General features: G+C 58.9%; 22 protein-coding genes. 8 read left to right on the forward strand and 14 right to left on the reverse strand.

Going from position 1 to position 24,206, the window contains the following annotated elements:
- The first annotated feature begins 62 nt into the window (after positions 1-62).
- Positions 63-2,900 (forward strand): filamentous hemagglutinin N-terminal domain-containing protein, encoded by a 2,838-nt coding sequence (locus tag ACP7E4_RS18035; protein WP_426116341.1) that lies wholly within the window; start codon positions 63-65, stop codon positions 2,898-2,900.
- Positions 2,901-2,956: 56 nt separating this feature from the next.
- Entirely contained in the window at positions 2,957-3,706 is a 750-nt protein-coding gene (locus ACP7E4_RS18040; RefSeq protein ID WP_426116343.1) for a hypothetical protein, read from the forward strand.
- A gap of 92 nt (positions 3,707-3,798) precedes the next feature.
- On the opposite strand, the gene ACP7E4_RS18045 is transcribed toward ACP7E4_RS18040, so the two are convergent.
- From ACP7E4_RS18045 to ACP7E4_RS18065, 5 genes are all read right to left on the reverse strand, one after another.
- The gene (locus ACP7E4_RS18045) at positions 3,799-5,457 is read right to left on the reverse strand and encodes a thiamine pyrophosphate-binding protein (RefSeq protein ID WP_426116345.1); all 1,659 of its coding nucleotides are present in this window, start codon (positions 5,455-5,457) and stop codon (positions 3,799-3,801) included.
- A 93-nt stretch (positions 5,458-5,550) separates the two neighbouring features.
- Complete coding sequence (locus tag ACP7E4_RS18050) at positions 5,551-6,360, reverse strand: SDR family NAD(P)-dependent oxidoreductase (RefSeq protein ID WP_426116347.1); 810 nt, start codon at positions 6,358-6,360, stop codon at positions 5,551-5,553.
- A gap of 14 nt (positions 6,361-6,374) precedes the next feature.
- Positions 6,375-7,976, reverse strand: a complete 1,602-nt coding sequence (locus tag ACP7E4_RS18055; protein ID WP_426116349.1) for an L-lactate permease — start codon at positions 7,974-7,976, stop codon at positions 6,375-6,377.
- 50 nt (positions 7,977-8,026) lie between these two features.
- Positions 8,027-8,464 carry an NIPSNAP family protein gene (locus tag ACP7E4_RS18060; RefSeq protein WP_426116351.1) on the reverse strand — a complete coding sequence of 146 codons (438 nt, stop codon included), beginning with the start codon at positions 8,462-8,464 and terminating at the stop codon, positions 8,027-8,029.
- A gap of 221 nt (positions 8,465-8,685) precedes the next feature.
- Positions 8,686-9,585, reverse strand: coding sequence for a helix-turn-helix domain-containing protein (locus tag ACP7E4_RS18065; protein ID WP_426116353.1), 900 nt, complete (start codon positions 9,583-9,585; stop codon positions 8,686-8,688).
- A 199-nt stretch (positions 9,586-9,784) separates the two neighbouring features.
- Here ACP7E4_RS18065 and ACP7E4_RS18070 point away from each other — a divergent pair, with 199 nt between their 5' ends.
- Both ACP7E4_RS18070 and ACP7E4_RS18075 read left to right on the forward strand, forming a co-directional pair.
- Positions 9,785-9,913 carry a hypothetical protein gene (locus ACP7E4_RS18070; protein ID WP_426116355.1) on the forward strand — a complete coding sequence of 43 codons (129 nt, stop codon included), beginning with the start codon at positions 9,785-9,787 and terminating at the stop codon, positions 9,911-9,913.
- A gap of 133 nt (positions 9,914-10,046) precedes the next feature.
- Positions 10,047-10,535 (forward strand): REP-associated tyrosine transposase, encoded by a 489-nt coding sequence (locus tag ACP7E4_RS18075; protein ID WP_426116357.1) that lies wholly within the window; start codon positions 10,047-10,049, stop codon positions 10,533-10,535.
- Here ACP7E4_RS18075 and ACP7E4_RS18080 read toward each other — a convergent pair.
- Complete coding sequence (locus ACP7E4_RS18080; RefSeq protein ID WP_426116359.1) at positions 10,509-11,510, reverse strand: LysR substrate-binding domain-containing protein; 1,002 nt, start codon at positions 11,508-11,510, stop codon at positions 10,509-10,511. The two genes, ACP7E4_RS18075 and ACP7E4_RS18080, sit on opposite strands and share 27 nt — an antisense overlap.
- A gap of 148 nt (positions 11,511-11,658) precedes the next feature.
- Here ACP7E4_RS18080 and ACP7E4_RS18085 point away from each other — a divergent pair, with 148 nt between their 5' ends.
- From ACP7E4_RS18085 to ACP7E4_RS18095, 3 genes are read left to right on the forward strand one after another with little or no spacing between them, the layout of a single operon-like run.
- Positions 11,659-12,675, forward strand: coding sequence for an aldo/keto reductase (locus tag ACP7E4_RS18085; RefSeq protein ID WP_426116361.1), 1,017 nt, complete (start codon positions 11,659-11,661; stop codon positions 12,673-12,675).
- Positions 12,676-12,694: 19 nt separating this feature from the next.
- Positions 12,695-13,492, forward strand: coding sequence for an SDR family NAD(P)-dependent oxidoreductase (locus tag ACP7E4_RS18090; protein WP_426116363.1), 798 nt, complete (start codon positions 12,695-12,697; stop codon positions 13,490-13,492).
- A gap of 37 nt (positions 13,493-13,529) precedes the next feature.
- Positions 13,530-13,937 (forward strand): SRPBCC family protein, encoded by a 408-nt coding sequence (locus ACP7E4_RS18095; protein WP_426116365.1) that lies wholly within the window; start codon positions 13,530-13,532, stop codon positions 13,935-13,937.
- Here ACP7E4_RS18095 and ACP7E4_RS18100 read toward each other — a convergent pair.
- The 5 genes from ACP7E4_RS18100 to ACP7E4_RS18120 all read right to left on the reverse strand — a co-directional run bounded on the left by ACP7E4_RS18100 (position 13,934) and on the right by ACP7E4_RS18120 (position 20,593).
- Entirely contained in the window at positions 13,934-14,401 is a 468-nt protein-coding gene (locus tag ACP7E4_RS18100; protein ID WP_426116367.1) for an RES family NAD+ phosphorylase, read from the reverse strand. The genes ACP7E4_RS18095 and ACP7E4_RS18100 overlap by 4 nt on opposite strands.
- Complete coding sequence (parS, locus tag ACP7E4_RS18105) at positions 14,398-14,847, reverse strand: type II RES/Xre toxin-antitoxin system antitoxin (protein WP_426116369.1); 450 nt, start codon at positions 14,845-14,847, stop codon at positions 14,398-14,400. The genes ACP7E4_RS18100 and parS overlap by 4 nt, the downstream gene beginning before the upstream one ends.
- Positions 14,848-15,233: 386 nt before the next feature.
- A complete protein-coding gene (locus ACP7E4_RS18110; protein ID WP_426116371.1) occupies positions 15,234-15,524 on the reverse strand; it encodes a hypothetical protein in 291 nt (96 codons plus the stop codon).
- A gap of 104 nt (positions 15,525-15,628) precedes the next feature.
- Positions 15,629-18,319 carry a DUF3616 domain-containing protein gene (locus tag ACP7E4_RS18115; protein ID WP_426116373.1) on the reverse strand — a complete coding sequence of 897 codons (2,691 nt, stop codon included), beginning with the start codon at positions 18,317-18,319 and terminating at the stop codon, positions 15,629-15,631.
- 111 nt (positions 18,320-18,430) lie between these two features.
- Positions 18,431-20,593 carry a methyl-accepting chemotaxis protein gene (locus ACP7E4_RS18120; RefSeq protein WP_426116375.1) on the reverse strand — a complete coding sequence of 721 codons (2,163 nt, stop codon included), beginning with the start codon at positions 20,591-20,593 and terminating at the stop codon, positions 18,431-18,433.
- A gap of 736 nt (positions 20,594-21,329) precedes the next feature.
- Between ACP7E4_RS18120 and ACP7E4_RS18125 the strand changes: the two genes are divergently transcribed.
- Positions 21,330-21,623: a hypothetical protein gene (locus tag ACP7E4_RS18125; RefSeq protein WP_426116377.1), complete on the forward strand. Its 294-nt coding sequence runs from the start codon at positions 21,330-21,332 to the stop codon at positions 21,621-21,623.
- Positions 21,624-21,700: 77 nt separating this feature from the next.
- On the opposite strand, the gene ACP7E4_RS18130 is transcribed toward ACP7E4_RS18125, so the two are convergent.
- The 3 genes from ACP7E4_RS18130 to ACP7E4_RS18140 are packed head-to-tail and all read right to left on the reverse strand — an operon-like array spanning position 21,701 to position 24,200.
- Positions 21,701-22,564, reverse strand: coding sequence for a hypothetical protein (locus tag ACP7E4_RS18130; protein ID WP_426116379.1), 864 nt, complete (start codon positions 22,562-22,564; stop codon positions 21,701-21,703).
- Positions 22,561-23,550 (reverse strand): alginate O-acetyltransferase AlgX-related protein, encoded by a 990-nt coding sequence (locus ACP7E4_RS18135; RefSeq protein ID WP_426116381.1) that lies wholly within the window; start codon positions 23,548-23,550, stop codon positions 22,561-22,563. The genes ACP7E4_RS18130 and ACP7E4_RS18135 overlap by 4 nt, the downstream gene beginning before the upstream one ends.
- Entirely contained in the window at positions 23,547-24,200 is a 654-nt protein-coding gene (locus ACP7E4_RS18140) for an alginate O-acetyltransferase AlgF (protein WP_426116383.1), read from the reverse strand. Before ACP7E4_RS18140 ends, ACP7E4_RS18135 begins: the two co-directional genes overlap by 4 nt.
- Between the last annotated feature and the right edge of the window lie 6 nt (positions 24,201-24,206).

Raw genomic sequence — 24,206 nt, forward strand, 5'->3', positions numbered from 1 at the left:
GCAGGCCCGGTTACCGCAGCGAATCCCACGTCAGCAATGCCTGAATCAAGTAGGTAAACACCATGAATACCCATTACCCATCCAGCTGGAATGCCAAGGCCGGCACCTTCGTCGCCGTTGCTCCTTTCCATTTCACGCTGAAACTGCTGACGGCTGCGATCCTGCTTTCGGCCGGATTCAACGCCTATGCCCTTCCCGTCGGCGGAGCGGTGTCGGCTGGCAGCGCCACGATCGGTTCGGGTGCAGCCACTACGACCATTACTCAAACGAGCCAGAATGCCGCGATCAACTGGCAGAGTTTCAATATCGGCACGGGCGAGGCGGTCAATTTCGTACAGCCCAACGGCAGTGCCACGGCCCTCAACCGGGTGCTGGGCGCGGACCCTTCGAGCATTCTGGGTAGCCTGAATGCCAACGGCAAAGTGTTCCTGGTCAACCCCAACGGTATCGTTTTCGGTCAGGGTGCGTCGGTCAATGTCGGCGGCTTGGTGGGCTCTACGCGCAACATCAGCGACAGCGATTTCATGGCCGGTAAATATAACTTCGAAGGCACCGGGGCCGGCAGCGTGGTCAACCACGGCTCGATCAATGCCAACGGCGGCTCCGTTGCTCTGCTGGGCGCGAATGTCAGCAACCAGGGCGTCATCCAGGCGCAAATGGGCACCGTTGCGCTGGCGGCTGGCAACGCGTTCACCCTGGATGTGGCGGGCGACGGGCTGCTCAATGTGGCGGTCAACAAGGGCGCGGTGGATGCGCTGGTGCAGAACGGCGGGCTGATCCAGGCCGATGGCGGCCGGGTGCTGATGACCGCTCAATCGGCTAACAGCCTGTTGCCTTCCACCGTGAACAACACCGGCGTCGTCCGGGCCCAGACCATCGAAAATCGCAACGGCACCATCATGTTGATGGGCGATATGCAGAACGGCACCGTGAACGTGGCTGGCACTCTGGATGCCAGCGCGCCCAATGGCGGTTCCGGAGGTTTTGTCGAGACTTCTGCGGCGCACGTCAACGTCGCCGAGGGTTCAAGGATTACCACCTTGGCACCCAATGGCAAGACGGGAACCTGGCTGATCGATCCCCTGGATTACGTGATTTCGAGCACGGGCAATATCTCCGGTACCACGCTCTCGGGTAACTTGACTACCAATAACGTCCTGATTCAAAACCCTATAGGCACAGGCAACGGCGATATTCTGGTCCAGGATCCGGTGACATGGACGGCCACGACCACGCTGACCCTGAGTGCCGCGCGTGATATCGAGGTGAGTGCACCCATCACCACGACCGGGGGAAATCTGCAGCTGCTCGCCATACGTGATGTCAATCAGAACGCCACGATCAGCGCGACGCAGGCCGGTGGCAATGGCGGCAATGTCACGATGGTGGCTGGCAAGAATGTGAAACTCAACCAGGTACTCACCGTGACCAACGGCAACGCGTTGCTGGTGGCTGCCAATGATGGCCTGAATCAGGGCACCGTAAGCTTCGGGGCCAAGGCCGTGGTGACCGGCACGGTGTCCACCGTGAAGATTTACTACGCGCCGACCACCTACACAACGCCAACGGATTTCACCGGCAATTTCACCCTGACCGGTGGCGCGACGCTGACGCCGTTCATGTGGACTTACCTCCAGGCTGACAACAAGGTCTATGACGGCAACAACGCGGCGATATTGTCGTTGCGCAACAACCCGGCTGGCGTCGTGGCGCAGGGCGGTACTGCCACGTTCGATACGGCAAACGTAGGCACTGGCAAAACGGTGACTTACAACAGTTATTCCCTTGGCGGTGCCAACAGCGGCCTGTTTGCCTTGTTCGCGCCGTTTGACAATGTGACGGCAGCTGCCGGTATTCCAGGATCCGGCATTACCCTGGCGAACATCACGCCAGCCCCGTTGACCATCACGGCCAACGACGCCAGCAAGACCGAAGGCGATACGCTGGTGATTCCGAATTCGGCTTTCACCTCATTGGGGCTGGTCAATGGCGAGACCGTTGGCGGCGCGACCCTGACGAGCCTGGGGACAGTCGCGAGCGCGAGCGCCACAGGCAGTCCTTACCTGATCACGGCCAGCAACGCGACCGCAGGCACGTTTAATCCGTCCAACTACACGATCACTTACGCTCCGGGCAATTTGTTGATCACGGCCCCGCCGGTGGTAACCCCGCCAGTGACCATACCTCCGGTTACGACACCGCCAGTCACGACTCCGCCGGTGACAACGCCACCTGTTACGACGCCACCCGTTACAACGCCACCGGTCACGACATTGCCGGGCACGACCCCGGGTACGACTGCGCCTGGCTCGACGCCACCGAGCACGACTGTTCCTGGCTCGACAGCCCCGAGTACAACTGTGCCTGGCGCGACACCACCGGTGACGACAGTGCCTGGTTCGGCGACTCCGGTTTCATCACCGCTTGGTTCGACACCTGCAAATCCGACACCCACGGGCTCCAGATCCCCTGTCTCGGGCATACCGGGGCTGCCACTCGCTTCTACTCCATCTGGTTTGCCGGTGCAGGAATACCCGGGCGCAACGACTCCCGATATCAATAATTCAGGCAACCCAGGCAATCCGGGTAATCCAGGTAATCCAAACAACCCGGGTAATCCGAACAATCCGAACAACCCGGGCGAACCCGGCAGGCCGTCAAGTGATAGCGACCCGCAGGGCGAACGCTCGAATGTTGCCGCCGCGTATATCCCGTCACTGTCCGCGCTGACCGTCGTGGGGGCCGGGATCAATGTGCCTGGCAGTCAATTGGCGCAGGTCACGCCAATCCTGCCGGTACCGGTCAAGGCCGCGGAAAATGCTTCGGAAAAAGCCGCCGCCCACCAGATACCTTACCCCTATAAAGCCCCGGTTTATTTGCCCAAGCAGGAACGTAACTGAACCACAGCGAGCCAACCGGCAGTCAGGGCTCTGGCTGCTGGAGAATGGGGCGCGTCATGACTGTTGATGGGAGTATTGCCTTGCGCCTCTTGCCCAGGACGAAAAAAAGCAGCGTCCCGAGGAAGGTTCTTCCTCGGGCATCGGCATTCGTCTGTTTTGGGCTGCTGATCGTTGCGGGTGCTTTCCAGCTGCCGGCACTGGCAGCTGCTGCACAGGAAGTCCAATCGGGCTCTGTATCCCGACGAGCGGATTTCCGCAACAACGCTGTATCCCGGGAAACCCGAGACACCGCCAACTGGGTGGTCGACTCGGGCGATAACCTGGGCATGCCGTTTCTCATCATCGACAAAAAGCAGGCCCGCGTATTGGTGTTCAATGCCAACGGCCAGCTCGCAGGCTCGGCATCGGTGCTGTTGGGCCTGGCAATCGGCGATGACTCGGTACCCGGCATCGGGCAGCAGAAGCTATCCAGCATCCGCCCACAAGAACGCACCACGCCCGCAGGTCGTTTTGTTGCCTCACTGGCCCGTAATCTGAAAGGCGAAGAAATTCTTTGGGTGGATTATAAAAATGCTATTGCGATGCATCCGGTCGTGACCAGCAACCCGAAAGAGCGCCGTACCGAGCGTCTGGCGTCGTCCAGTATTCAGGACAAGCGCATCTCTTATGGCTGCATCAACGTGCCGGCCGATTTCTACCGAAACTTCATCAGCCCGGCGTTCAGCGCAACGAGTGGCATTGTCTACGTGCTACCGGAAACCCGCTCCAACGCGAGTGTCTTTGCCGCGTATTACGAAACCAGGTAACGCAGTTGCGCGGGCGCATGATAGATAGCTATATAGATAGCTATCTATCATGCCGGCCAATCTGCCAGTCCTCGGCGTAGTGCCTGGTTTTGCTACGGAAGACGAACCTGCGGGCCGATCTGACGCGGGTCGGTACGCAGTTCGATCAAGGCCGGAACGCCAGCGGCCTGGGCTCTTGCAAAAGCGGCGGGAAAATCCTCGGTAAGGTGCACACTTTCCGCGTGGGCGCCGAAGGCTTTCGCTAACGCGACGAAATCCGGGTTGATCAGATCGGTGGCCGAAACCCTTCCCGGATACTCCCGTTCCTGATGCATGCGGATCGTGCCCAGCATGCCGTTATTGACCACGATAACGATCAGCGGCGCGTCGAACTGCACGGCGGTGGCCAGCTCCTGGGGATACATCATGAAGCAGCCGTCACCGGCAAAGCAGATCACGCTTCGCTCGGGCTGGTGCAGCTTGGCGGCAATTGCGGCCGGGAACCCATAACCCATGGCGCCGTTGGTGGGCGCCAGTTCGGTTGCCGGTTGACGATAGCGGTAAAAACGATGCACCCAGACCGTGTAATTGCCTGCGCCGTTGGTAATCACTGCGTCGTCCGGCAACACGTCATTGAGGTGCGCGATCACTTGCGCCATGTCGACGCCGGCGAGCTGCGGATGCGCCTCAGGCGGTGTCGAGTGGGCGATATAGTCCGCGCGGGCCGCTTGTGTCCATGCCGCCCAGGGCTGCGCAGCAAAAGGCTGCAGCTGTTCCAGCGCCGTGGCGAAATGGCGCAGCGCGCTGAGTATTGGCAGATGCGCTTGATAAACCTTGCCCAGCTCTTGCGGGTCCGGATGCACATGGATCAGCGTCTGTTTGGGGTGCGGACTCTCAATCAGCGTGTAGCCATTGGTGACTGTTTCCGAAAGCCGCGAGCCGATCACCAACAGGACGTCCGCATCGCGCACCCGCTCGGCGAGTTTGGGTGATACACCCAGGCCCAGTTGACCGACATAGTGCGGGTCACGGTTATCGAACAGATCCTGGCGTCGAAATGAAGCGGCCACTGGCAGGTTGTTGGCGGTGATGAAGCGCTTCAACGACTCGCAAGCCGCCGCGTTCCACCCCGTTCCACCGACAACAACCAGTGGCCGTTGCGCCGCGCCGAGCAGCTGCTGCAGCTCAGTCATGGCCAGCGCCTCGGGCGCGGCGTAGGCGATACGTACAGCCGGGACATCGGCGACCGCGCCCGAACCGAACAGCACTTCTTCAGGAAGGCCGATCACCACAGGGCCGGGCCGTCCCGATTGTGCGATGGCAAAGGCCTTGGAAACAATTTCTGGAATGCGCTCCAGACTGTCGATCTCGGTCACCCATTTCGCCAGGCCGCCGAACATCTGTCGGTAATCGACTTCCTGAAACGCCTCGCGGCCCATGAAGCCGCTTTCGACCTGACCGATGAAAAGGATCATCGGCGTTGAGTCCTGCTTCGCCGTGTGCACGCCATTGGCGGCATGAGTGGCGCCTGGGCCACGGGTCACGAAGCAAATTCCCGGGCGTCCGGTCAGCTTGCCGTAGGCGTCGGCCATGTTCGATGCGGCACCTTCATGGCGCGTGACGATGGTGCGGATCGCGGTTTCGTCATGCAGCGCATCGAGCACTGGCAAGTAGCTTTCGCCGGGGACGCAATAGAGCGTATCGACATGATTGCGACGCAACGCCTCGACCAGGATCTGGCCGCCGTTGCGCATGGGAATGGAATCAGGCATGAGCTGAAAGCTCCAAAGGTCAAATGTTGGCGGGGCGGGGGTAGCTGAACCTTGCTGCGATGGCTGCAGCAAGGTTTGCTTCTCCCGGCAGGCCTATTCCGAAGGCCGGGTTTGGGTCAGCCCGGTCGGCGGGCCATCAATGGCAGTCCAGCCGCCATCTACCGACAGGCTGCTGCCGGAAATATAGCTGGCCGCGTCCGAGGCCAGAAAGGCCACGGCAGATCCGACCTCATGGGGCTGGCCCCAACGGTTCAGCACGGTATGACCGGCGTAGGTCTTGTAGATATCCGGACGCTCCTTGAGCGGCGCGGTCAGGCGCGTTTCGATGATGCTCGGCATGACCGCATTGACTCGAACCCCGTAGCCTCCGACTTCTGCGGCAAAGGCCTTGACCATCATCTCGATACCGGCCTTGGTGGAGGCGTAAATACCCAGGCCGGGCTCAATGGTCACGGCGCGCATCGAGGAGCATAGAATCAGGCTGCCCGAGCCCTGTTTCATCATGGGCCGGCCAAAGTGACGCATGAAATGGAACGCGCCCTTGAGATTCAGATTTACCACCTGATCGAATTCTTCATCCGTGTAATCGACGATCAGCTTGCGGATGTTGAGCGCGGGCGTCGACACCGCGATGTCGACCCGACCGTGATCGGCCAGCACTTTGGCCGCCAGTTCTCCGATGGCCTGGCCGCTGGCGGCGTCTGTTTCCATCCAGTCGCTCGAACCGTCCTGGCTGATGGTTTGCGCGGTTGCCTTGGCACCTTCAGCGTCGCGGTCGGCGCAGATCACATGAGCACCCATCGCCCCCAATGCATGGGCCGAAGCCTGGCCGATGCCCGAGGCGGCGCCCAGCACCACGGCAATTTTGCCCTTGAGGCTGAAGAGTTCGCGATAGTCAGTCATAGAGACTCCTTTGATTACGGAAGCATCCAGGCCAGCGGGCCCGTCTGCAGGAATACGAGTAGCGACATTGCCGCGAGCAGCCCCAGGCTCCAGCCGATAACCTTGCGGAAGATCAGCCCTTCCTGACCGATGATGCCCACCGCGGCGGCACCCACCGCCAGGCTTTGCGGGGAGATCATCTTGCCCAGCACACCACCGGAGGCATTGGCTGCGGCCAGCAAGGCAGGATCAAGCCCGGTCTGATGCGCAGCGGCAACTTGCAGTGCACCAAACAGGGCGTTGGCCGAGTTGTCCGAGCCGGTCACTGCCACGCCGATCCAGCCAATCACTGGCGACAGGAAAGCAAAGGCGGGCCCGGCCTGAGCCAGCCAGACGCCCAAGGTAACGGTCTGCCCCGAGTAATTCATGATGAACGCGATGGCCAGTACGCACAGCACCGTTGGAATAGCCCAGCGTAGCTGTCGCACGGTCTCGCCGTAAGTCGCGATGGCGGTACTGGCCCGAACGCGTAGCATCCAGGCGCTGATTACCCCGGCCAACAGCAACAGCGAACCGGTAGCGGACAAGCTGTTGAGGGTGAAGTTGGTCGCCACTTTTTTCCCGCTGGTGCTGACAATATCCAGCCCCGGCCACGGGAACATGAGCGTGCCCGCAGACAGCCATTGTTTCACCTGCGGGATCTGCGCCAGGGAAAAGATGACAATGATCAGGATGTAGGGCGAGTAAGCCAGCCACATTGCATTGGACGTGTGGCGAATGTTGCTGCTCACCGGGACATCCATGCCGTCGATGTCATCGACATGAGGCGCCGTCCAGAACTTGAGGAACAGGATCAATGCGCCGGCAGAACCCAAGGCGCCTGCCACGTCAGCCAGGGCCACCGAAACGTAAGTGGCGCTGAACCATTGACTGATCCCGAAGGCAATACCGGCCACCAGCGCAGCAGGCCAGACCTGAACCAGCCCGCGACGGCCATCCATCAACCCGACCAGAATCAGCGGCACAAAGGCGGCAATGATCGGCGTCTGACGACCGACGATGGCGCCCAGTGTTTCGAAAGGCAAGCCAGTGACCTGGGCCAGCGTCGTGATCGGTACGGCCAATGCGCCAAAGGCCACCGGTGCGGTGTTTGCCACCAGCGCCAGGACCGCAGCCTTGATCGGTCTGACGCCGATAGCCAGCAGCATGGCCCCGGAGATAGCAATGGGCGTGCCTGCACCTGCCAGCGCCTCCATCAAGGCGCCGAAGTTGAAGGCGATGAAAATGGCCTGGATGCGCGTGTCCTTGCTGAGCATCGCAAAGCTGTCCTTCAACACGGCGAAGTGGCCGGATTTGACGGTCAGGTTGTACAGCCAGATGGCGTTGAGGATGATCCATAACACCGTGAGCACGCTGAACGCCGCGCCGTAGAAGCCGGCGTTCAATGTCGTCGCCACCGGCATGCCATAGGCGAAAATAGCCACCAGGGCACAGACCACCAGCGACACAAGCGCCGCAATGTGCGGCGTTACCCGCAACCACCCCAACAACAAGAACATTGTCACCAATGGCAGTGCAGCAAAAAGCGACGAAAAGAGGAGCGATCCTCCTACCGGGTCGTAAACCTGCTGGAACATTTGTCTCTCCTTTTGCGGAGCTTTTTATTATTGAAAAATGCGGTTTCGGCTCAGGGTTTGAAGAACGGCGTCGGGCTCATCAAGCGGTTTTCCTGGCTGATCAGGTAGGCCGCTTCGGCACTTTTGGTCAGGTACACCGACCAGGCCGGATCGTTCTGCAGCGCCTTGCGCTTGGCATCACGATCTGCGGCGCTTTCGTATACCCAGATGTGCATGTAGCTGTTGATGTTGCCGCTTTCGGTTTGCAGGTACGCCAAGGGTTTGCCCAAGTGGCGGCTTTGAATCTCGTAGCCATGTTCGGCATAGAGAGCCAGATGTTTCTTGGTAGTCCCCGGGCGGCAGGTGTATGTGCGAACGTCATAAAGCATGGCGGTTACTCCAGTTGAAAGAGGAATTGCAGCGGTGACTCCGGCAACCGAGTGCGTCTGTATGCGCTCGGTGAAAGGCCGGGTGTCGAGAAGAGGAAGACGGACAGGCAACAGGGTCATGAAGGCTCGTTTGCCGATGGGCAAAGAGCTGCTTGTGCGTTGCACTGGAGGCCAGGCAGCGGAGGGCAGGACTGCGCACGCGCAGCTTCATTTCCTGAATCATGGGCATCGGAATATTTTCTTATTGGCGCGTGACCGCGGCTTCTTCCGATGGAATGTACGCACCCTGCCCGGGCGCGCGTTAGGACAGTTCAGACGTTGTTTTGTACTTTTTTGCGGGCTTAGTCAGAAGGGTGGGAATACTTTTTACGGAATTCGCCGGGCGTGCAGGTGGTGTGCTTTTTGACGAAACGGGTGAAGTAGGCCGGATCATCGAAATTCAGCTGGAAAGCGATTTGCGCAGTGCTCAATTTGGTGTTGCTGAGCAGGCGTTTGGCTTCCAGCGCAATCCGTTCCTGAACCAACCGGCTGGCCGTGTTTCCCACCGTGCGCTTGAGCGCTTCATTAAGCTGCCGTTCACTGATGCACAAGGTATCGGCGTATTGGCGGATGGTTGTGAAGCTCAGGTAATTCTCTTCCAGCAACAGCGCGAAGCGTTTGGTCAGCGAATAACTGAGCCCCGAACTGCGCCCGTGTTCGTCAGCGGGATACAGGCGTCGCAGTTGCGTCAGCAGGATCAGCAAGTAAGAACGCACGATATCGAAACGGCCGACCTGGCGATCCCGGGATTCGCATTCGATTTCATTGAGCAGCGGCAGCATTGCATCGTGCTGCTCACGGGTGAGGTAAATCGCTGGCGCGCCACGGGTCAGGTGAAAGAAGGGAAACTTGGCGATGTCGTCGACCCGGGGGAACATCTGCGCAAAAAAATCGGTGCTGAAATTCAAGACAAAACCGCGCGGTTTGACCGAGGTTGTCCAGGTGTGAAGCTGACCGGGCGACAGGAAAAACACCGAGTGGTCGCGGACTTCGAATTGCTCGAAATCCAGCATATGGGTCCCTCTCGCCTCCGTCATCCAGAGCAGATGATAGTAATTGTGGCGATGCAGGAATTCGCGCGGGATGTCGTCGTGATCTTCCAGCCGCACCAGCTCGAAATAGAAAGACCCTTCACCGGCAAAATCCGAAGACTCAAGCGTGGGGAACGTATCGGTAGCACGCGTGCTCGTCCCTTTAGGCAAGGGCGGTCTCCTGATGGCACAAGGACAGAAAGAGTCAGCAGCCTACAGGAACCGGTTTGATTCGTAAGGTGAAAAAATGAGCCTGGAAGTAAATGTTCTGACTACTAAATGGGCTATATAGGCCTTTTATTTTCTTCAAGCTGATGGAATTCAACTCGTCTGCGCAATTGCAGAATTTGAAACGCCAGCAGGGTACGAAATGAACACGCCGCTGAAACCCGCCGAGGCGTTGGATCGGCCAACCTCATTCAGCCTGACCCTGCCCGGTATCTGCGCTGACGCCTTCCCGGACAAGTCCGGTCCTACCGAATCCGTGCAAGCCCGGTAGGAGGGGACTTGTCCCCGATGGCGTCATCACCTTGTCTGACACCCTTCTGAAACGCCCCGAAAAACACTGCATCTTCATTCCAGCTATTGCCTGAATCATTCTGGCGGCTCATCCGCTGAATGAGGGCAAGGGAATGCCAGGTTCACATCTACGCTATGGACGCTTTTCCAAACTTGGACAAATCTATCTGGTGACTTCAGTCGTGCAGGACCGGCAGCCGGTCTTTGTCGAGTTTCATTTGGGTCGCCTGCTTGTCGAAGAGCTGCGGCGCGCACAGGAGCAAGAATTGGCGCAGTCCTTGGCATGGGTCGTCATGCCGGATCATCTGCACTGGTTGTTCCAGCTGCAGAAAGGCACGCTGAGCGGCCTGATCCAACAAGTGAAGGCACGCAGTGCCATAGCCATCAACAGAGCGCGATGCAGTAATGGGCGTTTGTGGCAGCCGGACTTCCACGACCAGGCCATTCGTCGTGATCAAGAGCTGATAAACATGGCCCGCTACATCATCGCCAATCCCCTGCGCGCCAACCTTGTTCAATACATCGGTGACTACCCGCTGTGGGATGCGGTTTGGCTTGAGTCCACACCGGATGCGTCAACCCAATACAACTGGTTGACCTGAACGAACCGATATCTGCGCTGACGCCTTCCCGGACAAGTCCCCTCCTACCGGGTTTGCGTTGGCTGTGCGGCTTGCGGGACCACTGAGCAGCACTTCCCGCGCCATCGCCACCAGCGGGCGCAGATTGATGCGGTGCCAGGCGGCCCAGACCGGCGTGGTGTATTGCATCCACGGCACTTCGCGCAAGACCACGTTTTCCGGCGCGCTGGAGCGTAGGTTGCGTTGCAGCATGGCGATGCCCAGGCCCGCGCCGACCAGCCGCAATGCGGTCATCGGTTCGGTGACTTCCAGGTGGATGTCCGGGGAAAATCCGGCTTTCATGCACGCCGCCACGAAGCTTTCTTCGTGAGCACCCGCGCTGCGTTGCGCGAGGCCGCTGGCCACGCAAATCCACTGCGCGGTCTGCAGGTCTTCGGGGGTTAGTACGTTCTTCTGCGCGAGCGGGTGATGTTCGGGCATTGCCAGCAGCATCACGTCGTTGAGTACCAGCGCGCTGTCCAGATCCGGATCATCGGCCGCAGGCGGCTCGCTCACCAGGGCGATGTCCAGGCTGCGCTGGCGCAGGCCTTCCAGTTGATCCGAAGAGGCCTGGCTGTAGAGCGCGATATGCAGATCGTGCCGGGCCGCACGCAGGATTTTCAGCGCGTCGGGCAAGACTGAGGTGTGCATGGCGTTTTCGATGTAGCCGATGCACAGGCCGCCTTCTTCCCCTCGACCCAGACGCTTGCCCAACGATTCCAGGCGTTTGGCGTGGGTGAGCAGGGCTTTGGTTTCGGCGAGAAAGGTGCGGCCATCTACTGTCAGACGAATACGTTGTTGGCTACGCTCGAAGAGGTTGAGGCCAAGGAATTCTTCCAGCTGGGCAATCTGTCGGCTCAGCGGTGACTGCGAGATATGCAGTCGTTCCGCAGCGCGACCGACGTGTTCTTCCTCGGCGACGGCGACGAAATAGCGAAGCTGGCGTAAATCGATCATGACGGGATCAGACCTCCAAGGACTCAAGTCAGCCAAATTATGTCTTGGACGGTCTTTACTGGTCAACCTAACCTAGCCTCATGGTCACCTGAGGGTGGCAAGTTGATGGGAGTCGTCTCCCGTCCTTTGCAGATAAAGAGGATCAATCATGAGCATCAGAGACAAATTGCCCGGCGTACTGGGCTTCGGTGGCGCGCCACTGGGCAACATGTTCCGTGCGATTCCTGAGGACGAAGCGCTGGCCACGGTGCAGGGCGCCTGGAACGCCGGGGTGCGTTATTTCGACACCGCGCCGTTCTACGGTTCGGGCCTTTCCGAGCTGCGCATGGGCGAAGCGCTCAAACAATATGACCGCGATCAGTATGTGCTGAGCACCAAGGTCGGTCGTTTGGTGCTGGACGAAATCGAAGACGTTTCTGCCCGCGATCTGGGCGACAAGGCGGGCGTGTTCGACCATGGCCGCCCGAACAAACTGGTCAACGATTACAGCGCCGATGCGACCCTGCGTTCCATCGAAGACAGCCTCAAGCGCTTGCAGACTGACCGTCTGGACATTGTCTGGATTCACGACATTGCCCAGGATTTCTACCGTGATGAGTGGCTGGAATATTTCAACGCCGCGCGCAAAGGCGCGTTCAAGGTCCTGACGCGACTGCGCGAAGAAGGCGTGATCGGTGCCTGGGGCTTGGGCGTCAACCGCGTCGAGCCGTGTGAACTGACCCTGGATCTGGAAGAAGCCCAGCCGGACGGTTTCCTGCTGGCCGGGCGCTACACCTTGCTCGACCACGACCGTGCGCTGCAACGCCTGATGACCTCGGCCCACGCGCAGAACGTCGACATCGTGGTCGGCGGTCCTTACAGCTCGGGCATTTTGGTCGGCGGCGAGCATTTCGAGTACCAGAAAGCCTCGCCGCAGATCATTGCCAAAGTCGAAGCGATCAAATCCATCGCCCAGCGTTTCAACGTCGACATCAAGGCCGCAGCGCTACAATTTTCCCTGGCCAACCCCGCCGTGGCGGCGGTTATTCCCGGCTCCAGCCGCCCCGGTCGTATCGAGCAGGATGTGGCGGCGTTGACCCAGCGTATTCCGGCCGAATTCTGGCAGGCGCTGGTCAAGGCTGAGCTGATTTCACCTCTGGCACCGTTGCCAACAACCATTGCCTGAATTCAAAGAGAGACCCACCATGAAAATCGATTTGAATGGAAAACTCGCCATCGTCAGTGGCTCCACCGCCGGCATTGGCCTGGGCGTCGGCAAGGCGCTGGCGTCCTGCGGCGCGACTGTGGTGATCGTCGGTCGCGCCGCAGCCAAAGTGGATGAGGCGATTGCAGCGATCAAGCGCGAGGTGCCCGACGCGCAACTGCGCGGATGTGTGGCAGATCTGGGAACGGCGCAAGGCGCACAGCGGTTGTTCGAGGCCGAGCCGACCGCAGACATTCTGGTCAACAATCTGGGTGTGTTCAACGAAGTGGATTTCTTCGACACGCCGGATGACGAGTGGGAACGCTTTTATCAGGTCAATGTGATTTCCGGTGTGCGCCTGTCGCGGCATTACGTGAATGACATGGTGGCGCGCAAATGGGGGCGGGTGATCTTTGTTTCATCCGAATCCGGCATTGCGATCCCGGCCAACATGATCAATTACGGCACCACCAAGGCGGCGAACCTCGCGGTTTCCCATGGTTTGGCCAAGCGCCTGGCGGGCACCGGCGTGACCGTCAACGCCATCTTGCCAGGCCCGACCTTTACCGATGGCGTTGAAGAGATGCTCAAGGACGCCATCGCCCAGTCAGGCCGCAGCGCCCGGGACGAAGCGGACCATTTTGTGCGTAGCGCGCGACCTACGTCGATTATTCAGCGTGCGGCAGAAGTGGATGAAGTTGCCAATCTGGTGGCGTATCTTGCTTCTCCCTTGTCATCTGCCACCACCGGTGCCGCATTGCGTGTGGACGGCGGCGTAGTGGACAGCATGGCGATCTGATCGGCCTGTTACTGGCATTCATTCTGGAGAATTTCTCATGGCAACAGCATCTGCATCCCTGCGCCTTCCGGTCGAGGCCGACACAGTATGGCAACTGGTCGGCGGCTTCCTTTCCCTGCCGGACTGGCTGCCGTTCATCGCCGCCAGCGAGCCTGCTGAAGGCGGACGTCTGCGCAAACTGACCACGGACGACGGCGCAGTAATCGTCGAGCGCCTGCAAACCTACGACAATCAGGCGCGCACCTACAGCTACTCAATCACCGAAGGGCCGTTTCCGGTCACTGATTACCTGGCTACGTTGCAGGTCGAGGCAGTTGGCGACGCTGAAACGCAGGTGACCTGGTCCGGAAGCTTTACGCCCAATGGCATTTCCGATACCGAGGCTCATGAGTTGTTTCAGGGGATCTATGAAGGTGGCCTGGAAGCGTTGAAAGGCAATTTCTAACCGTTCAACAAGCGCTCATCCAGCATGAAGTCCAGCTCCCGCGCCTCGGCCACTATGGCTTGATACGCCGGATGCTGGACGTTCAGCAAGTAATTGGACTCGCGCGGGATGATGACGCTGGGCACCGCCAGCGCCAGGCTTTGCCCGGATTCCAGCCAGGTGTCGCCGAAACTGGCTGTCGAAGGCGGCGCGGGTTCGTCGCGCCAGTCGGCGGGCAGGATGTCCGCGCTGGCATTAAGGATGTCCTGCTCCGGGAGCTGGAGTTCGAGCATGGCGTAGTGCTGGATGACAGCGCTATTACCCAGGTGTACCAGCACTTCAAGCAGCGCCAGGGACTCACTGCCAGCGCAATACACGCAGGCTTTGCCCTTGCTGTTCCAGCGTCCGCCATAGAGCCGGGCACCTTCGCCGTCGAACGCCTGAGCCAGCCATTTGCGTTTGACCAGACGGTAAATGCTGATCAAGCCACAACCCCGTGTTCAAGACGGCCGATCAGGTCCAGCACCGCCTGAGCTTCGGCTGAAGTGGCGAGCATTTCCAGCGGACGATGGTTACCGAGCCCGCGCACCGGTTCGACGAGCCAGCGCCGCGTGGCGTCGGTATCGCCTTCGAACAGATCCAGCGCAGCTTTGTAGACCGCCGCCAGGCGGAACAGACGATCACTTTCCTCGGCACTGAATTGCCGCACTTTCAGGCGCCGCTGCAACGTGGCGGGCGCAATCCCCAAGTGGATGGCCAAGGTCGAACGGTTGAGGTCGGTGTACTGCGCCAGGCGTTCGAATACCTCGTAAGGCAAGCCTTTGCGCAGCGCGGCATACAATTGCGCGCCCCGTGCCGGAACGCCCAATTGCTGCCAGAAGCCCGGATCCTGAGCGGGAGCCGGTTGATAATTGCGGATGGCGATGGACATTGGTGGGTCCTCTTGATCGTTTGATATTTATATACTATATCAAATGGTTTTTTTAGGAAATGTGGGAGCGAGCTTGCTCGCGAAGCGGCGTACCTGACGACGTAGCTTTGCGCCATTCACACCGGCTTCTTCGCGAAAAAGTTCGCTCCTACACAGACTGTGTGAAACCCTCGACTGAAAACGAACTGCGCGCTCTCACGTGAATTCTCTAAAAGTTCGCGTGGTGTGCAGACCTGAAACTCATGTAGAAGCGCGGTTTTAGTTCGTTTTTTAGCCAGCTAACTCGTCTCCGAGGTTTTCACACACTCTGTACAGGTTGACCTAATTCCAACTTGTAATTAAATGGGTTCGCCCAAGCCGAGGCGTCCAGGCGCCACGGTGGCATTTTATGAATGCGGGTAAACAGCTTCTCCGATGGTTCGCATATCAACACCATTTTGTTTGAAGGCGTACAACATCGCACTGAAGGCCCCTATTGCCGAAACATCTTCCTGCATGTCGATTGCCTGTGAAAAGTCGCTGACGGCTGCGCGTATTTCACCCTCAACGGTCAGCAATGCACTGTCGATGGCTACGGTGATGGCTTTCGGGCCTGGGAATATAATGATGCCGTTAGTCAGCGGCTGAGAGTTTGAGGCATAGCTTATTTCGATTAGCGTTGCCTTTGCTTGCCTCAAAAGTTGATCAATTGCGGCGCCTACAATACGAGGGCGAAGTACCGATAATTCAGCTGCTACGACCTGCTGCTGAGCAAGTCGACGTGCATATTCTTCAGCCTGGTTTACGCCACCAGGCTTTCGCCCTGAACCAGCGCTACGCCGCTCTGCACGATTTCGACGATGCCTGGCGAGCCGACCGAAGTGGGTTTGGCGGTCTGGGCGTAGGCGCCCAGTTGCCCGGTGACTGCTCCTACGTAATGCGGATTGCTGGTCGAGACGCCGTCCCACATGGCGGATGCGGTGGCGGTACTGCCATAGGCCGCGCCGGCATGTTGATCGTTGGTGAAGGTCTTGGTTGCCAGCGCCTGAGCGACCAAAGTGCCGTCGCTTGCGGTAATGGTAGTTGCGCCGTAGTTCAGCGACGTTGCGACGTTGCCATTGCTGTCGAACAGCAGCACGGCATCTTTCTTACCCAACCCTGGACCCTCGATGCTGATCAGGTTGGTGCTGTCGCTCAAGCCCCATACGCTCTTGAAGGCGCTCAGCTTGTCGGCCGTGATCGAGGCAACAACCAGGCTCTTGCCTGCGGCCAGGGTCAGGCTCGCCGGCAGGCTGGTTGCGCCGATAAAGGTCCCGGCCTCGTCGTTCATCTTCCAGCCACTGAGGTCAATGGTCGTGGAGCCGTAGTTGTAAATCTCGAAAAAATCACCGCCTTCGGCATTCGAGTTAACCTCGGTGATCAGCAGGTCGTAATGCGGTAATGCGCCGGTGGTGAAGCTGATGGTTTTACTCGCCAGAGCGTTGCCCGAGTGGTCGGTCACCGCGTTGGTGTTGAGCACCAGTTTGTAATCGGTGGTGGCGTGCAGCTTGCTGGTGGGCTGCAGGGTGATCTTGTTGTAGTCCACTTTTACCTGCGGGCTGCCCGCCGCGAAGCTTTGTACGAGATTGCCGTTGGCGTCCTGCAAGTCGATGGTGCCTGAACCCAGCGCCACGCCTTCGTCGAAGGTAAACGACAGCGAGCTGCTGACCGCCACGCCGGTGCCCGCATCGGCAGGGGCTGCCGCAACCAGCACCGGTGCGGTTTTGTCGACCGTCGGCGAGCCCAGCGTGATCAGGTTGCCCTTGAACTGCTGATTTGCCGGAGCAAGGTCTTTGGAAACCTCGGTCTGGCCGGGCCAAACGGTATCGCCGTTGTCTTGCAGCAGCTGTATCTGAGTGCCGGGCTTGATGCTGGCCGGCGAGACGATGGATTCGAAACTGCCGCCCGTAGCCTTGAGCAGCGCATCCAGATTGTTGTCCAGTTCCTGCGGCTGACTCGCTGCGTTGCCGTCCCAGGTGAACAACCGGAAGTCATGGGTGACTTGATCGGAAGCGCCGCCCGCAGGCCCGGCGATGATCAGGTAACCGCTGCCATCGGCGGCCTTGTCGATAGAGCGTATGCCGCGACCACCCAGGTTCAGTTCTATAGAGGCGCCGAATACTGGCGCAGTGGCGGTGCCAGCCAGCAATGCCTGATAGTTTTCGACCGGCACGATCAACGCTTTGTCACGGGTCGTGGTGTCGGTTTGCGGGGCGCGGAAGCCCAGCCACAACTGGGTATTGTCGACGGAGGTGGTCATGCCTTCGATGGAAAAACCGTTGGTGTTTTCCGGCGCAATGCCCGCGCCTGATGACGCGGCAAACCCAAAGTAGCCCGGCGCTTTGCCATTGGCTCCGCTCTGATCCCAGGCCACCAACGCCGCTTCGAAACCGGTGAATTTGCCCTGATAGGTGAACGTGGTGTTGGCACCGGTGCCGCCGACCTTCACGCTGAACACCACTTCACGGCTGTCGGCATCCACGCCCTTTTTGGTGTTGCTGTGGGAGCCGGTCAGGTACAGCGTGTCGCCCACCAGCGCTGCCGCTTCCAGATCGACTTCGCCACTGATGCCCAGGGCTGCGCTGTAATCCCATTCGTAAACGGCATTGCCACCTTCGCGGTCGTAAACGCGCAGGACATTGCCTTCGTCGTCACCGACGATCATGTATTTGCTGTCCAGCGCCACGGCCGCCGAGGCGTCCGACGAGCCGGTTTTGGTGCCCGCCTTGGGCGTGAAAATCGCTTCCAGCGCAGGGCTCGGCGTTGGCGTTGTGGGTGTTGTCGGCGCAGTCGGAGGGACGGGGACGACAGGCGTGCTGCCAGCCCCGGCCAACAGATCATCGGCGGTGGATTTGATCAGGTCGGTCAGGGACTTCTGGCCCTGATTCTGGACGATGGTGGTGATCTCCGCTGTCGTCGGCGAGCGACCCAGCAAACCGTTATAAGTGAGCGCGACCTGCGCCTTGATGGCCACGCTGCTGTCACCTTCCCGCGAGTCGCTGATGGATGACAGCACCTGATCACGGGTCATCCCGTTGGCCAGCTGGGCAGTCCAGTAGCTCAGTCCTGCGGCGTCCGGTGCCCGGCCCAGCGCATTCTGGAACAGGGTGTTGAGAAAACTCGCGTTATCACTTTTGGCGCTTGGGGCGAACTCTTGGGACTGGGTAAAGGCCTGGGTGATTTGTCCCAGGCTCATGCCGTTCTGTTTGGCGCTGACCCAGTACTGCAAACCTGCGACGTCCGGCGCGCGCCCGAATGCCGTGAAGTAGAGCTCGACAATCGGCGCCACGTTAGTCGCCGCTTCTGCCGAAACGGTGAAGGCTGTCACCACGTCCGCAACGCTTTGCGCTCCGCTGTCGATGCGTGCGACCCAGTAGGCGGTTTCGCTGGCGGAGGCATCGCGGCCGAGCATGTTTTTATAGAACGAAGTGACTGTTTCGAGCGTCGTAGCCATGAGTGCCGAGGTCCATTCTTGGAGTTGGAAGACCTCGGACGGTAACAAGGCTGGTTTACCGAATTGTTTCAGTGCCGATACAGAGTGCTACGTGTTGAGTTTTTGCGACCTTCAGGCGCGTTTGACCTTGAAACTGCTCAAGGCCCGCTGCATGGCTGCGGCGCGTTCGGAAAGTTGCTGGGCAGCGGCGGCGCATTCCTGGGAGCTGGCATTATTCTGCTGGGTCACTTCATCAATTTGCTCCAGACCAATGCTGGCCTGGCGCAGCCCGGAAGCCTGCTCGCTGGAGGCTTGAAAGATCAATGAAACCAGCGTCGAGACCTCGCTGGTGCCGGTAACGATGCCTTTGAGGGAGCTGGCGGTGCGGCTGGCAATCACCATGCCCCGCTGGGTCTTGATTGAAGAGTCGGCAATCAATGCCGCTGTTTGTTGTGCGGCTTCGGCGCTGCGTGCGGCCAGGCTGCGTACTTCATCGGCGACCACTGCAAACCCGCGGCCCAGTTCTCCGGCTCGCGCGGCCTCGATGGCTGCGTTCAACGCCAACAGGTTGGTCTGCGCAGCTATGTTGTCGATGGTGGTGATGATTGCCGTGATGTCTTTACCCGCTGCATCGATCTCGCCCATGGCCGCGATCAACTCGCTCATCAATTGATCGCTTTGTCCGGCATCGGAGCGTGAGGATTGTGATTGTTCATCGGCTTTTTCTGCGTTCTCCGCGTTTTCATTGGTTTGCGCCGCCATCTGGGTCATCGCCGCACTGATTTCGGTGATCGAAGAGGCGGAGTTAGCAGCACCGTCGGAAAGGTTATGGCTCAGTTCACTGACCTGAGCCGAGCTGCCGGTAATTTGCGTGGCGTTACTCTGCACTTCAATGATCAGGTGGTTGAGGTTGCGCACCATTTTCTGCAATGCCTTGCCCAGCTGATCATTTTGCGAGGACAGAGTCACTTCCAGATCAAGATCGCCTTCAGATATTCGTTCGGCCACTTTGACCTGTCTTTGCAGGCTGTCGGACATTTCATTGAGTGCAACGGAAAGTTGCCCAACTTCATCTTCGGAGGTTTTTTCCAGACGCTTTGAAAATTCACCCTGGCTGATTTGCAATGCAAGCGTGGCTGATTCCTTGATCGGACCGGCAATTTTACCGGCGGCAATCCACAGGGCTATCAAGGCAAGCACTGAAACGCCCAGGCCGACCAGGATTTGCAAAATACTGCTGCTGTTGCTGCGTGCCTGAAGTTCATTCTCCAGGCCAATCGCCTGGCTCATGACCACGGCTTTGGGCAGCCGAATCAATATGGACCATGGCTTGCTGGTGCGTCCCAGTACAATAGGCATCAAGACTTCAATATTTTGCGTCGCCTCATTTAAATGACCGTTGCCGGTTCCTGACTTGATATCGGCGAGTATTTTCTCCCATGTCTGCGGTAGAAGTGTTTTCAGATTTTGGCCGATCAACTCGGCATGCTGACTGTCTGCAACGACCAAACCCTGGTTGCTCAGAATCGAAACTGAACCCTTGCCGCCATACAAACCGGCTGACATTTCTTCGCTCAGTTTCTGAATGAAATCCAGGTTGTAGTCGGCGCCCACAACGCCGTAAAACTTGTTGTTCACCACCACCGGCACTGAAAGGGTGGTCAGCCATACGTTCTTGCCTTGAACCACATAGGGGATAGGGTCCAGCACGCTCTCCTGAAGGGTGTCGCGCGGACCGCTGTACCAGCCGCCCTTCAATACGCCATTGGGGTGACGATCCTGAGTGTCGTATTCGACCAATGGCTGCACGGCGACACGTCCATCGGCACTGCGCGTCCAGTACGGGGTGAAGCGCCCGGTGGTCGGGTTGTTGCCGTTCTGGCCGTCACGGTTCGAGGCATCGAGACCATCCAGCGCATCGGGCTCCCAGCAGGAATAAGTGCCGTTGAACTCAGGGTTGTCCTTGAGCACGCCCAGCAATACGGCGTTGATCTGTTCACGGCCCACCAGCAGTGAGCTATTGGCAGATTTACTCGTCGCGAAGGTGTTGGCCATGACCCGTGCAGCATCCAGCGCTGTCTGCAGTTTGGCCTGGATCGCCGTAGCGCGTGATTCGGCAAGGTTTTTTACCTCGCGGATAGTCGAATCCTGAACCAGTTTCGAGACTTCAGTGGAGACGAAGACTTCGTTGGCTTTTGATGAATAGAGTCCATACAAAACAAGGCTTGTACAGGAAATAAAAAGACAGATACCCGCTGTGGTGCAAATGCGGGTCTGCAAGGATTTAAATTTCATAGGTAGGGTTCCTGTACTGCTTTCAAAACAATTGTCGCCTGCTAACAAGGCGGCAGGATGTACACCAAGGCATTGCCATAATTCCAATTAGCCATTCCCGGTGTATATGCTACTTAGGTATCGAATATGTTTATATTTTTTGGCGATAGGCTGAAGAAAATTTAAACAGGGAGATGTGTTTACAAGTTATCAATGCGAATGCATAGCAGTCAGTAGTTTTGCATTCAAAAATTAAGACTGTCGGTATTTAGGATGCTATCTATTTAAATGGGATAAAACTTGCCATTATCAATAAGTAAAGTTGTCGAGAAAGAGATCCAGCTAACTATTAGTCGGCTATCTTATAGAGTGCAGGGATATTTTAGATCGGTGTTATTCGCCGACCATCAAGTAGTTGATATGTGATTATCCGCTACGGGGAATCGTGGAGGCCGACTATCAATGATGCTCAGGCCTTAGGGGATAGCGGTGCACAACGCCGGGCTCGTTCATCATCCTCTCAAACCCGCGCCCGGATATTGATCTGGGTCATAAAGACACGACTAGAAAGGTCATAAAGACCATAATTAAAATGGTTATTATGACCTATAAAATCCTATGTATCTGAATATAAAGATGTTTTTCATTGGCACGTTTAATGAAGGAGCTGGATGTCTTTAACTGATTTATAGGAATCAACATGAGAAGTGCAATCCTCCTTTGCTTATCCGTATGCGCGTTCGTACCCGCTTTGACGATGGCAGACCAAGTCATTCGGGAAGTGCCCGAGACCATCGCAGGCAAAGGTTACGGCGCGCTGACCGGCTTGATGATTGGCGCCGCAGCCGGCCCTATTGGGGCAATTGCAGGCGCAGGTGCCGGTTTCTGGATGGGCGGCACCGTTCAGGAAGCATCTGACCTGAGCGGCACAGCCTATGAAATAGAAAACAGCCAAGGCGAGCGCAGCATCGTGCGCTCGCCCAATGCCCGCTTCACTCCAGGCCAGAAGGTCACTCAGAAAGGCGCGCGTCTCGTCGCGCAACCTGATTGATCAGCGGCACCTGATGCCAGGCGCGTAGCGAAGTCGATCTGGATGCGGCAACGCTGATAGGCGACACAAGGCAGGTGTTACTTCGCTAACGCCTTGACCAACGCCGGCGTCACGTAATGCGGGCCGTCGAACAGGTACAGCGGATAGCCGTTGTAGGCGGCCAGTTGCGGTTTCAACTCGGCAGCGGTGGCGGAACGGAAGCCGCCGCCATAGTTGGGCCGGAAAGCTTCGACGATGATCCGCACGCGCTTCTTGCCCAGGCGTTCGCGCAAGGCATCAGCGTAAGTGCGGGCCACGGGGGCGGTGCGGGCATATACGCCGACGCCGTCCTGGAAGAACACGCCGATGTCGTCCGGCAGCCATTGCTTGAGCCAGTCGGCGGTGGCGGCGGGGCCAATGTTGGCGCCGTCGTAGACGCTGATCCACAACGGACGCGGCAGCTTGGCGAGCAGCGCAGGCAGTTCCTTGGCGCGGGTCCAGCTGGGGTCGACTTCCGCCGGGAAGTAATAGCCGGTGACGTGTAGCGGCGTTGGCAGTCTGGCGATGCGTTCGGACACGGCGGCCAGTTGCTCGATGTTGTCCCGCGAGCGGTTTTCGCTGAAGTAACCCGCCAGCCCGACGATTACATCCTGGGCCCAGGGCTCTTTGGCGATGCGTGCCCAGTCCGGCAATACCGGCACGTTGGGCAGGCCGGTGCCAGGCACGAAGGCCTGATCGTCGACCACGGTCCATTGCACCAGCAACTCCCGGGCGCCGAGTTTTTGCCAGTCGCCCTTGATGCCGACGGTTTTGTTGTCCGGCTGCCAGACGATGCCGACGATGCCGGGGTCCAGCGGTTTCACAGCAGTGACGTATAACATGGCGGTACCTGTTCCAAGCGTCGCTGCAAGCAGCAGAACGCCTAGACTGGCACGGCTGAGGGTCTTGCCGAGAATCTTCAAGGAAGCGCCTTCTTGATGCGCTGATGCCACTGGTTCAGCGAAGTCACGCCTTTGGCGTTCCAGTTGGCAGCAGCGTCGGGGCCCAGATGAAACTGACCCTCATTGAATTGCCAGACAATCACTTGCGGCTTGTGCTGGGCAAAGTCCGGGGATTCCAGATATTGCAGCAGCGTCGCCCAAGGCCCGACATCGCCGGGGTTCCAGGTCAGGGTGACGGGGCGGTCCAGGGCGCTGGAGAGCTTCTGGGTATAGCCCAGATAAGGCTGCACGAAGCTGTTGCCGATCACCTGGACCGGCGCCGGAGCGTCGTCGATCAGCAGGTCTTTTTCGACCTGATGGCGCACGGTGTAGATGTCGCGGCCAATGGCTTTGCGCTTGATGGCGGGCAGGAAGTTGCTGGCCAGGTCACCGAACGCGCGCTTGTCGAACCATTCGCCCAGCACCGCCCCACCGCCGGGTTCGCCCTGCAGGCGATAACGTCCGCTGATCAGTTTCGCAGTGGCGTCGGCGGTGTTCTCGGCGCTCCAGGCGGTCCAGTGATAATCGGCGCGGTAAAACGCGGTCTGTTTGCCTTGTTCGGTCTGTTGCAGGATCGGCTTGATGTTCAGCGTGGTCAGCGAGGCTTTGCTCAGGTCGCTTTGCAAACGCTCGTAGCGCTGCACCACCGCCGGACTCAACGACTGATCGGCGGGCAGACGCTGGGCGTAGAACGGCGCTTTCATCGGCACCACCAGCACCACCAGGGCGATCTTCTCGCGCTCAAGCTGCTGCTGAACGTCTTTGATCAGGTCGATGCTGCGCGCGGTGCCAGCATTGTCGACCTTGTTCAGGCTTTCCCAGGCCGGAAACAACCAGCCATCCTTGCCGGTGATGACCGCCGAGGCGGCTTGTACGGCAGTGCCCGACAGGCTCAGCAGCACGCCGGCAATCATTGCGGAGACTGGCAGGTGACGCAGGAAACGCTCAGGTTTTACGTGAATAGTCATGGGGCAGTCTGGTCAACGAGGCCAATCAGGCGTGGGGTCTGGCGCGAGCCGACCAGGAACAGGCTGTAACGATCACCTGCTTTGAACGGCTCAAGGGTGAGCGGCAGGCTGACACTCTGCTCGCAGCTGGCAATCAAGGTCGCCTGCACCGGGTTGATGGTGCGTTGCGCCTGGCTTTTGAGCGGCAGCTGGCTGAACACGCTGGAGCCATTGGCCAACTTGATGTCGGCTTTTTCACAGCCTGGGCTGAGGTTGTAGACGTTGAGCTCGGCGCGCAGGTCTTTGCCACGCGGCTGCGGATCAATGATGACCCGAGGTGCAGCGGCGAGTTCGTTGTCGAGAACCAGCGTGACCAAGGCGTTTTTCGGCACGCTCAGGCCTTTGATCTCACGACCGTTGACCGAGACGCGCAGCGGCTGTCGCGAGTCCACCACCTGGAACGGGCTGGCGACCACCGACTGCGCCGACAGGGCGATGCCTGGTTTTTGATCCACGCTCACTTGCACGGCGCTGTCGGATGGATTGACCACCCGCACCCACGCCGAACCTTCCGGCAGTTTCGGCGCGTAGAGCTGCGCGATTTCCGACGCGGACTGCGCTGCTGTCGAGGCCAGGCCAAGCCCCAGTAACAACCAAAGACGAGGGTGCATAAAAGT

It is taken from the genome of Pseudomonas sp. DSP3-2-3 (genome assembly GCF_049898225.1).
Classification (GTDB): domain Bacteria; phylum Pseudomonadota; class Gammaproteobacteria; order Pseudomonadales; family Pseudomonadaceae; genus Aquipseudomonas.

Excerpts from the sequence above, each read along its gene's own strand:
- ACP7E4_RS18035 (WP_426116341.1), top strand. The coding sequence starts at position 63 with ATGAATACCCATTACCCATCCAGCTGGAATGCCAAGGCCGGCACCTTC.
- ACP7E4_RS18040 (WP_426116343.1), top strand. The coding sequence starts at position 2,957 with ATGACTGTTGATGGGAGTATTGCCTTGCGCCTCTTGCCCAGGACGAAA.
- ACP7E4_RS18045 (WP_426116345.1), bottom strand. The coding sequence starts at position 5,457 with ATGCCTGATTCCATTCCCATGCGCAACGGCGGCCAGATCCTGGTCGAG.
- ACP7E4_RS18050 (WP_426116347.1), bottom strand. The coding sequence starts at position 6,360 with ATGACTGACTATCGCGAACTCTTCAGCCTCAAGGGCAAAATTGCCGTG.
- ACP7E4_RS18055 (WP_426116349.1), bottom strand. The coding sequence starts at position 7,976 with ATGTTCCAGCAGGTTTACGACCCGGTAGGAGGATCGCTCCTCTTTTCG.
- ACP7E4_RS18060 (WP_426116351.1), bottom strand. The coding sequence starts at position 8,464 with ATGACCCTGTTGCCTGTCCGTCTTCCTCTTCTCGACACCCGGCCTTTC.
- ACP7E4_RS18070 (WP_426116355.1), top strand. The coding sequence starts at position 9,785 with ATGAACACGCCGCTGAAACCCGCCGAGGCGTTGGATCGGCCAACCTCA.
- ACP7E4_RS18075 (WP_426116357.1), top strand. The coding sequence starts at position 10,047 with ATGCCAGGTTCACATCTACGCTATGGACGCTTTTCCAAACTTGGACAA.
- ACP7E4_RS18080 (WP_426116359.1), bottom strand. The coding sequence starts at position 11,510 with ATGATCGATTTACGCCAGCTTCGCTATTTCGTCGCCGTCGCCGAGGAA.
- ACP7E4_RS18085 (WP_426116361.1), top strand. The coding sequence starts at position 11,659 with ATGAGCATCAGAGACAAATTGCCCGGCGTACTGGGCTTCGGTGGCGCG.
- ACP7E4_RS18090 (WP_426116363.1), top strand. The coding sequence starts at position 12,695 with ATGAAAATCGATTTGAATGGAAAACTCGCCATCGTCAGTGGCTCCACC.
- ACP7E4_RS18095 (WP_426116365.1), top strand. The coding sequence starts at position 13,530 with ATGGCAACAGCATCTGCATCCCTGCGCCTTCCGGTCGAGGCCGACACA.
- parS (WP_426116369.1), bottom strand. The coding sequence starts at position 14,847 with ATGTCCATCGCCATCCGCAATTATCAACCGGCTCCCGCTCAGGATCCG.
- ACP7E4_RS18115 (WP_426116373.1), bottom strand. The coding sequence starts at position 18,319 with ATGGCTACGACGCTCGAAACAGTCACTTCGTTCTATAAAAACATGCTC.
- ACP7E4_RS18120 (WP_426116375.1), bottom strand. The coding sequence starts at position 20,593 with ATGAAATTTAAATCCTTGCAGACCCGCATTTGCACCACAGCGGGTATC.
- ACP7E4_RS18125 (WP_426116377.1), top strand. The coding sequence starts at position 21,330 with ATGGCAGACCAAGTCATTCGGGAAGTGCCCGAGACCATCGCAGGCAAA.
- ACP7E4_RS18135 (WP_426116381.1), bottom strand. The coding sequence starts at position 23,550 with ATGACTATTCACGTAAAACCTGAGCGTTTCCTGCGTCACCTGCCAGTC.
- ACP7E4_RS18140 (WP_426116383.1), bottom strand. The coding sequence starts at position 24,200 with ATGCACCCTCGTCTTTGGTTGTTACTGGGGCTTGGCCTGGCCTCGACA.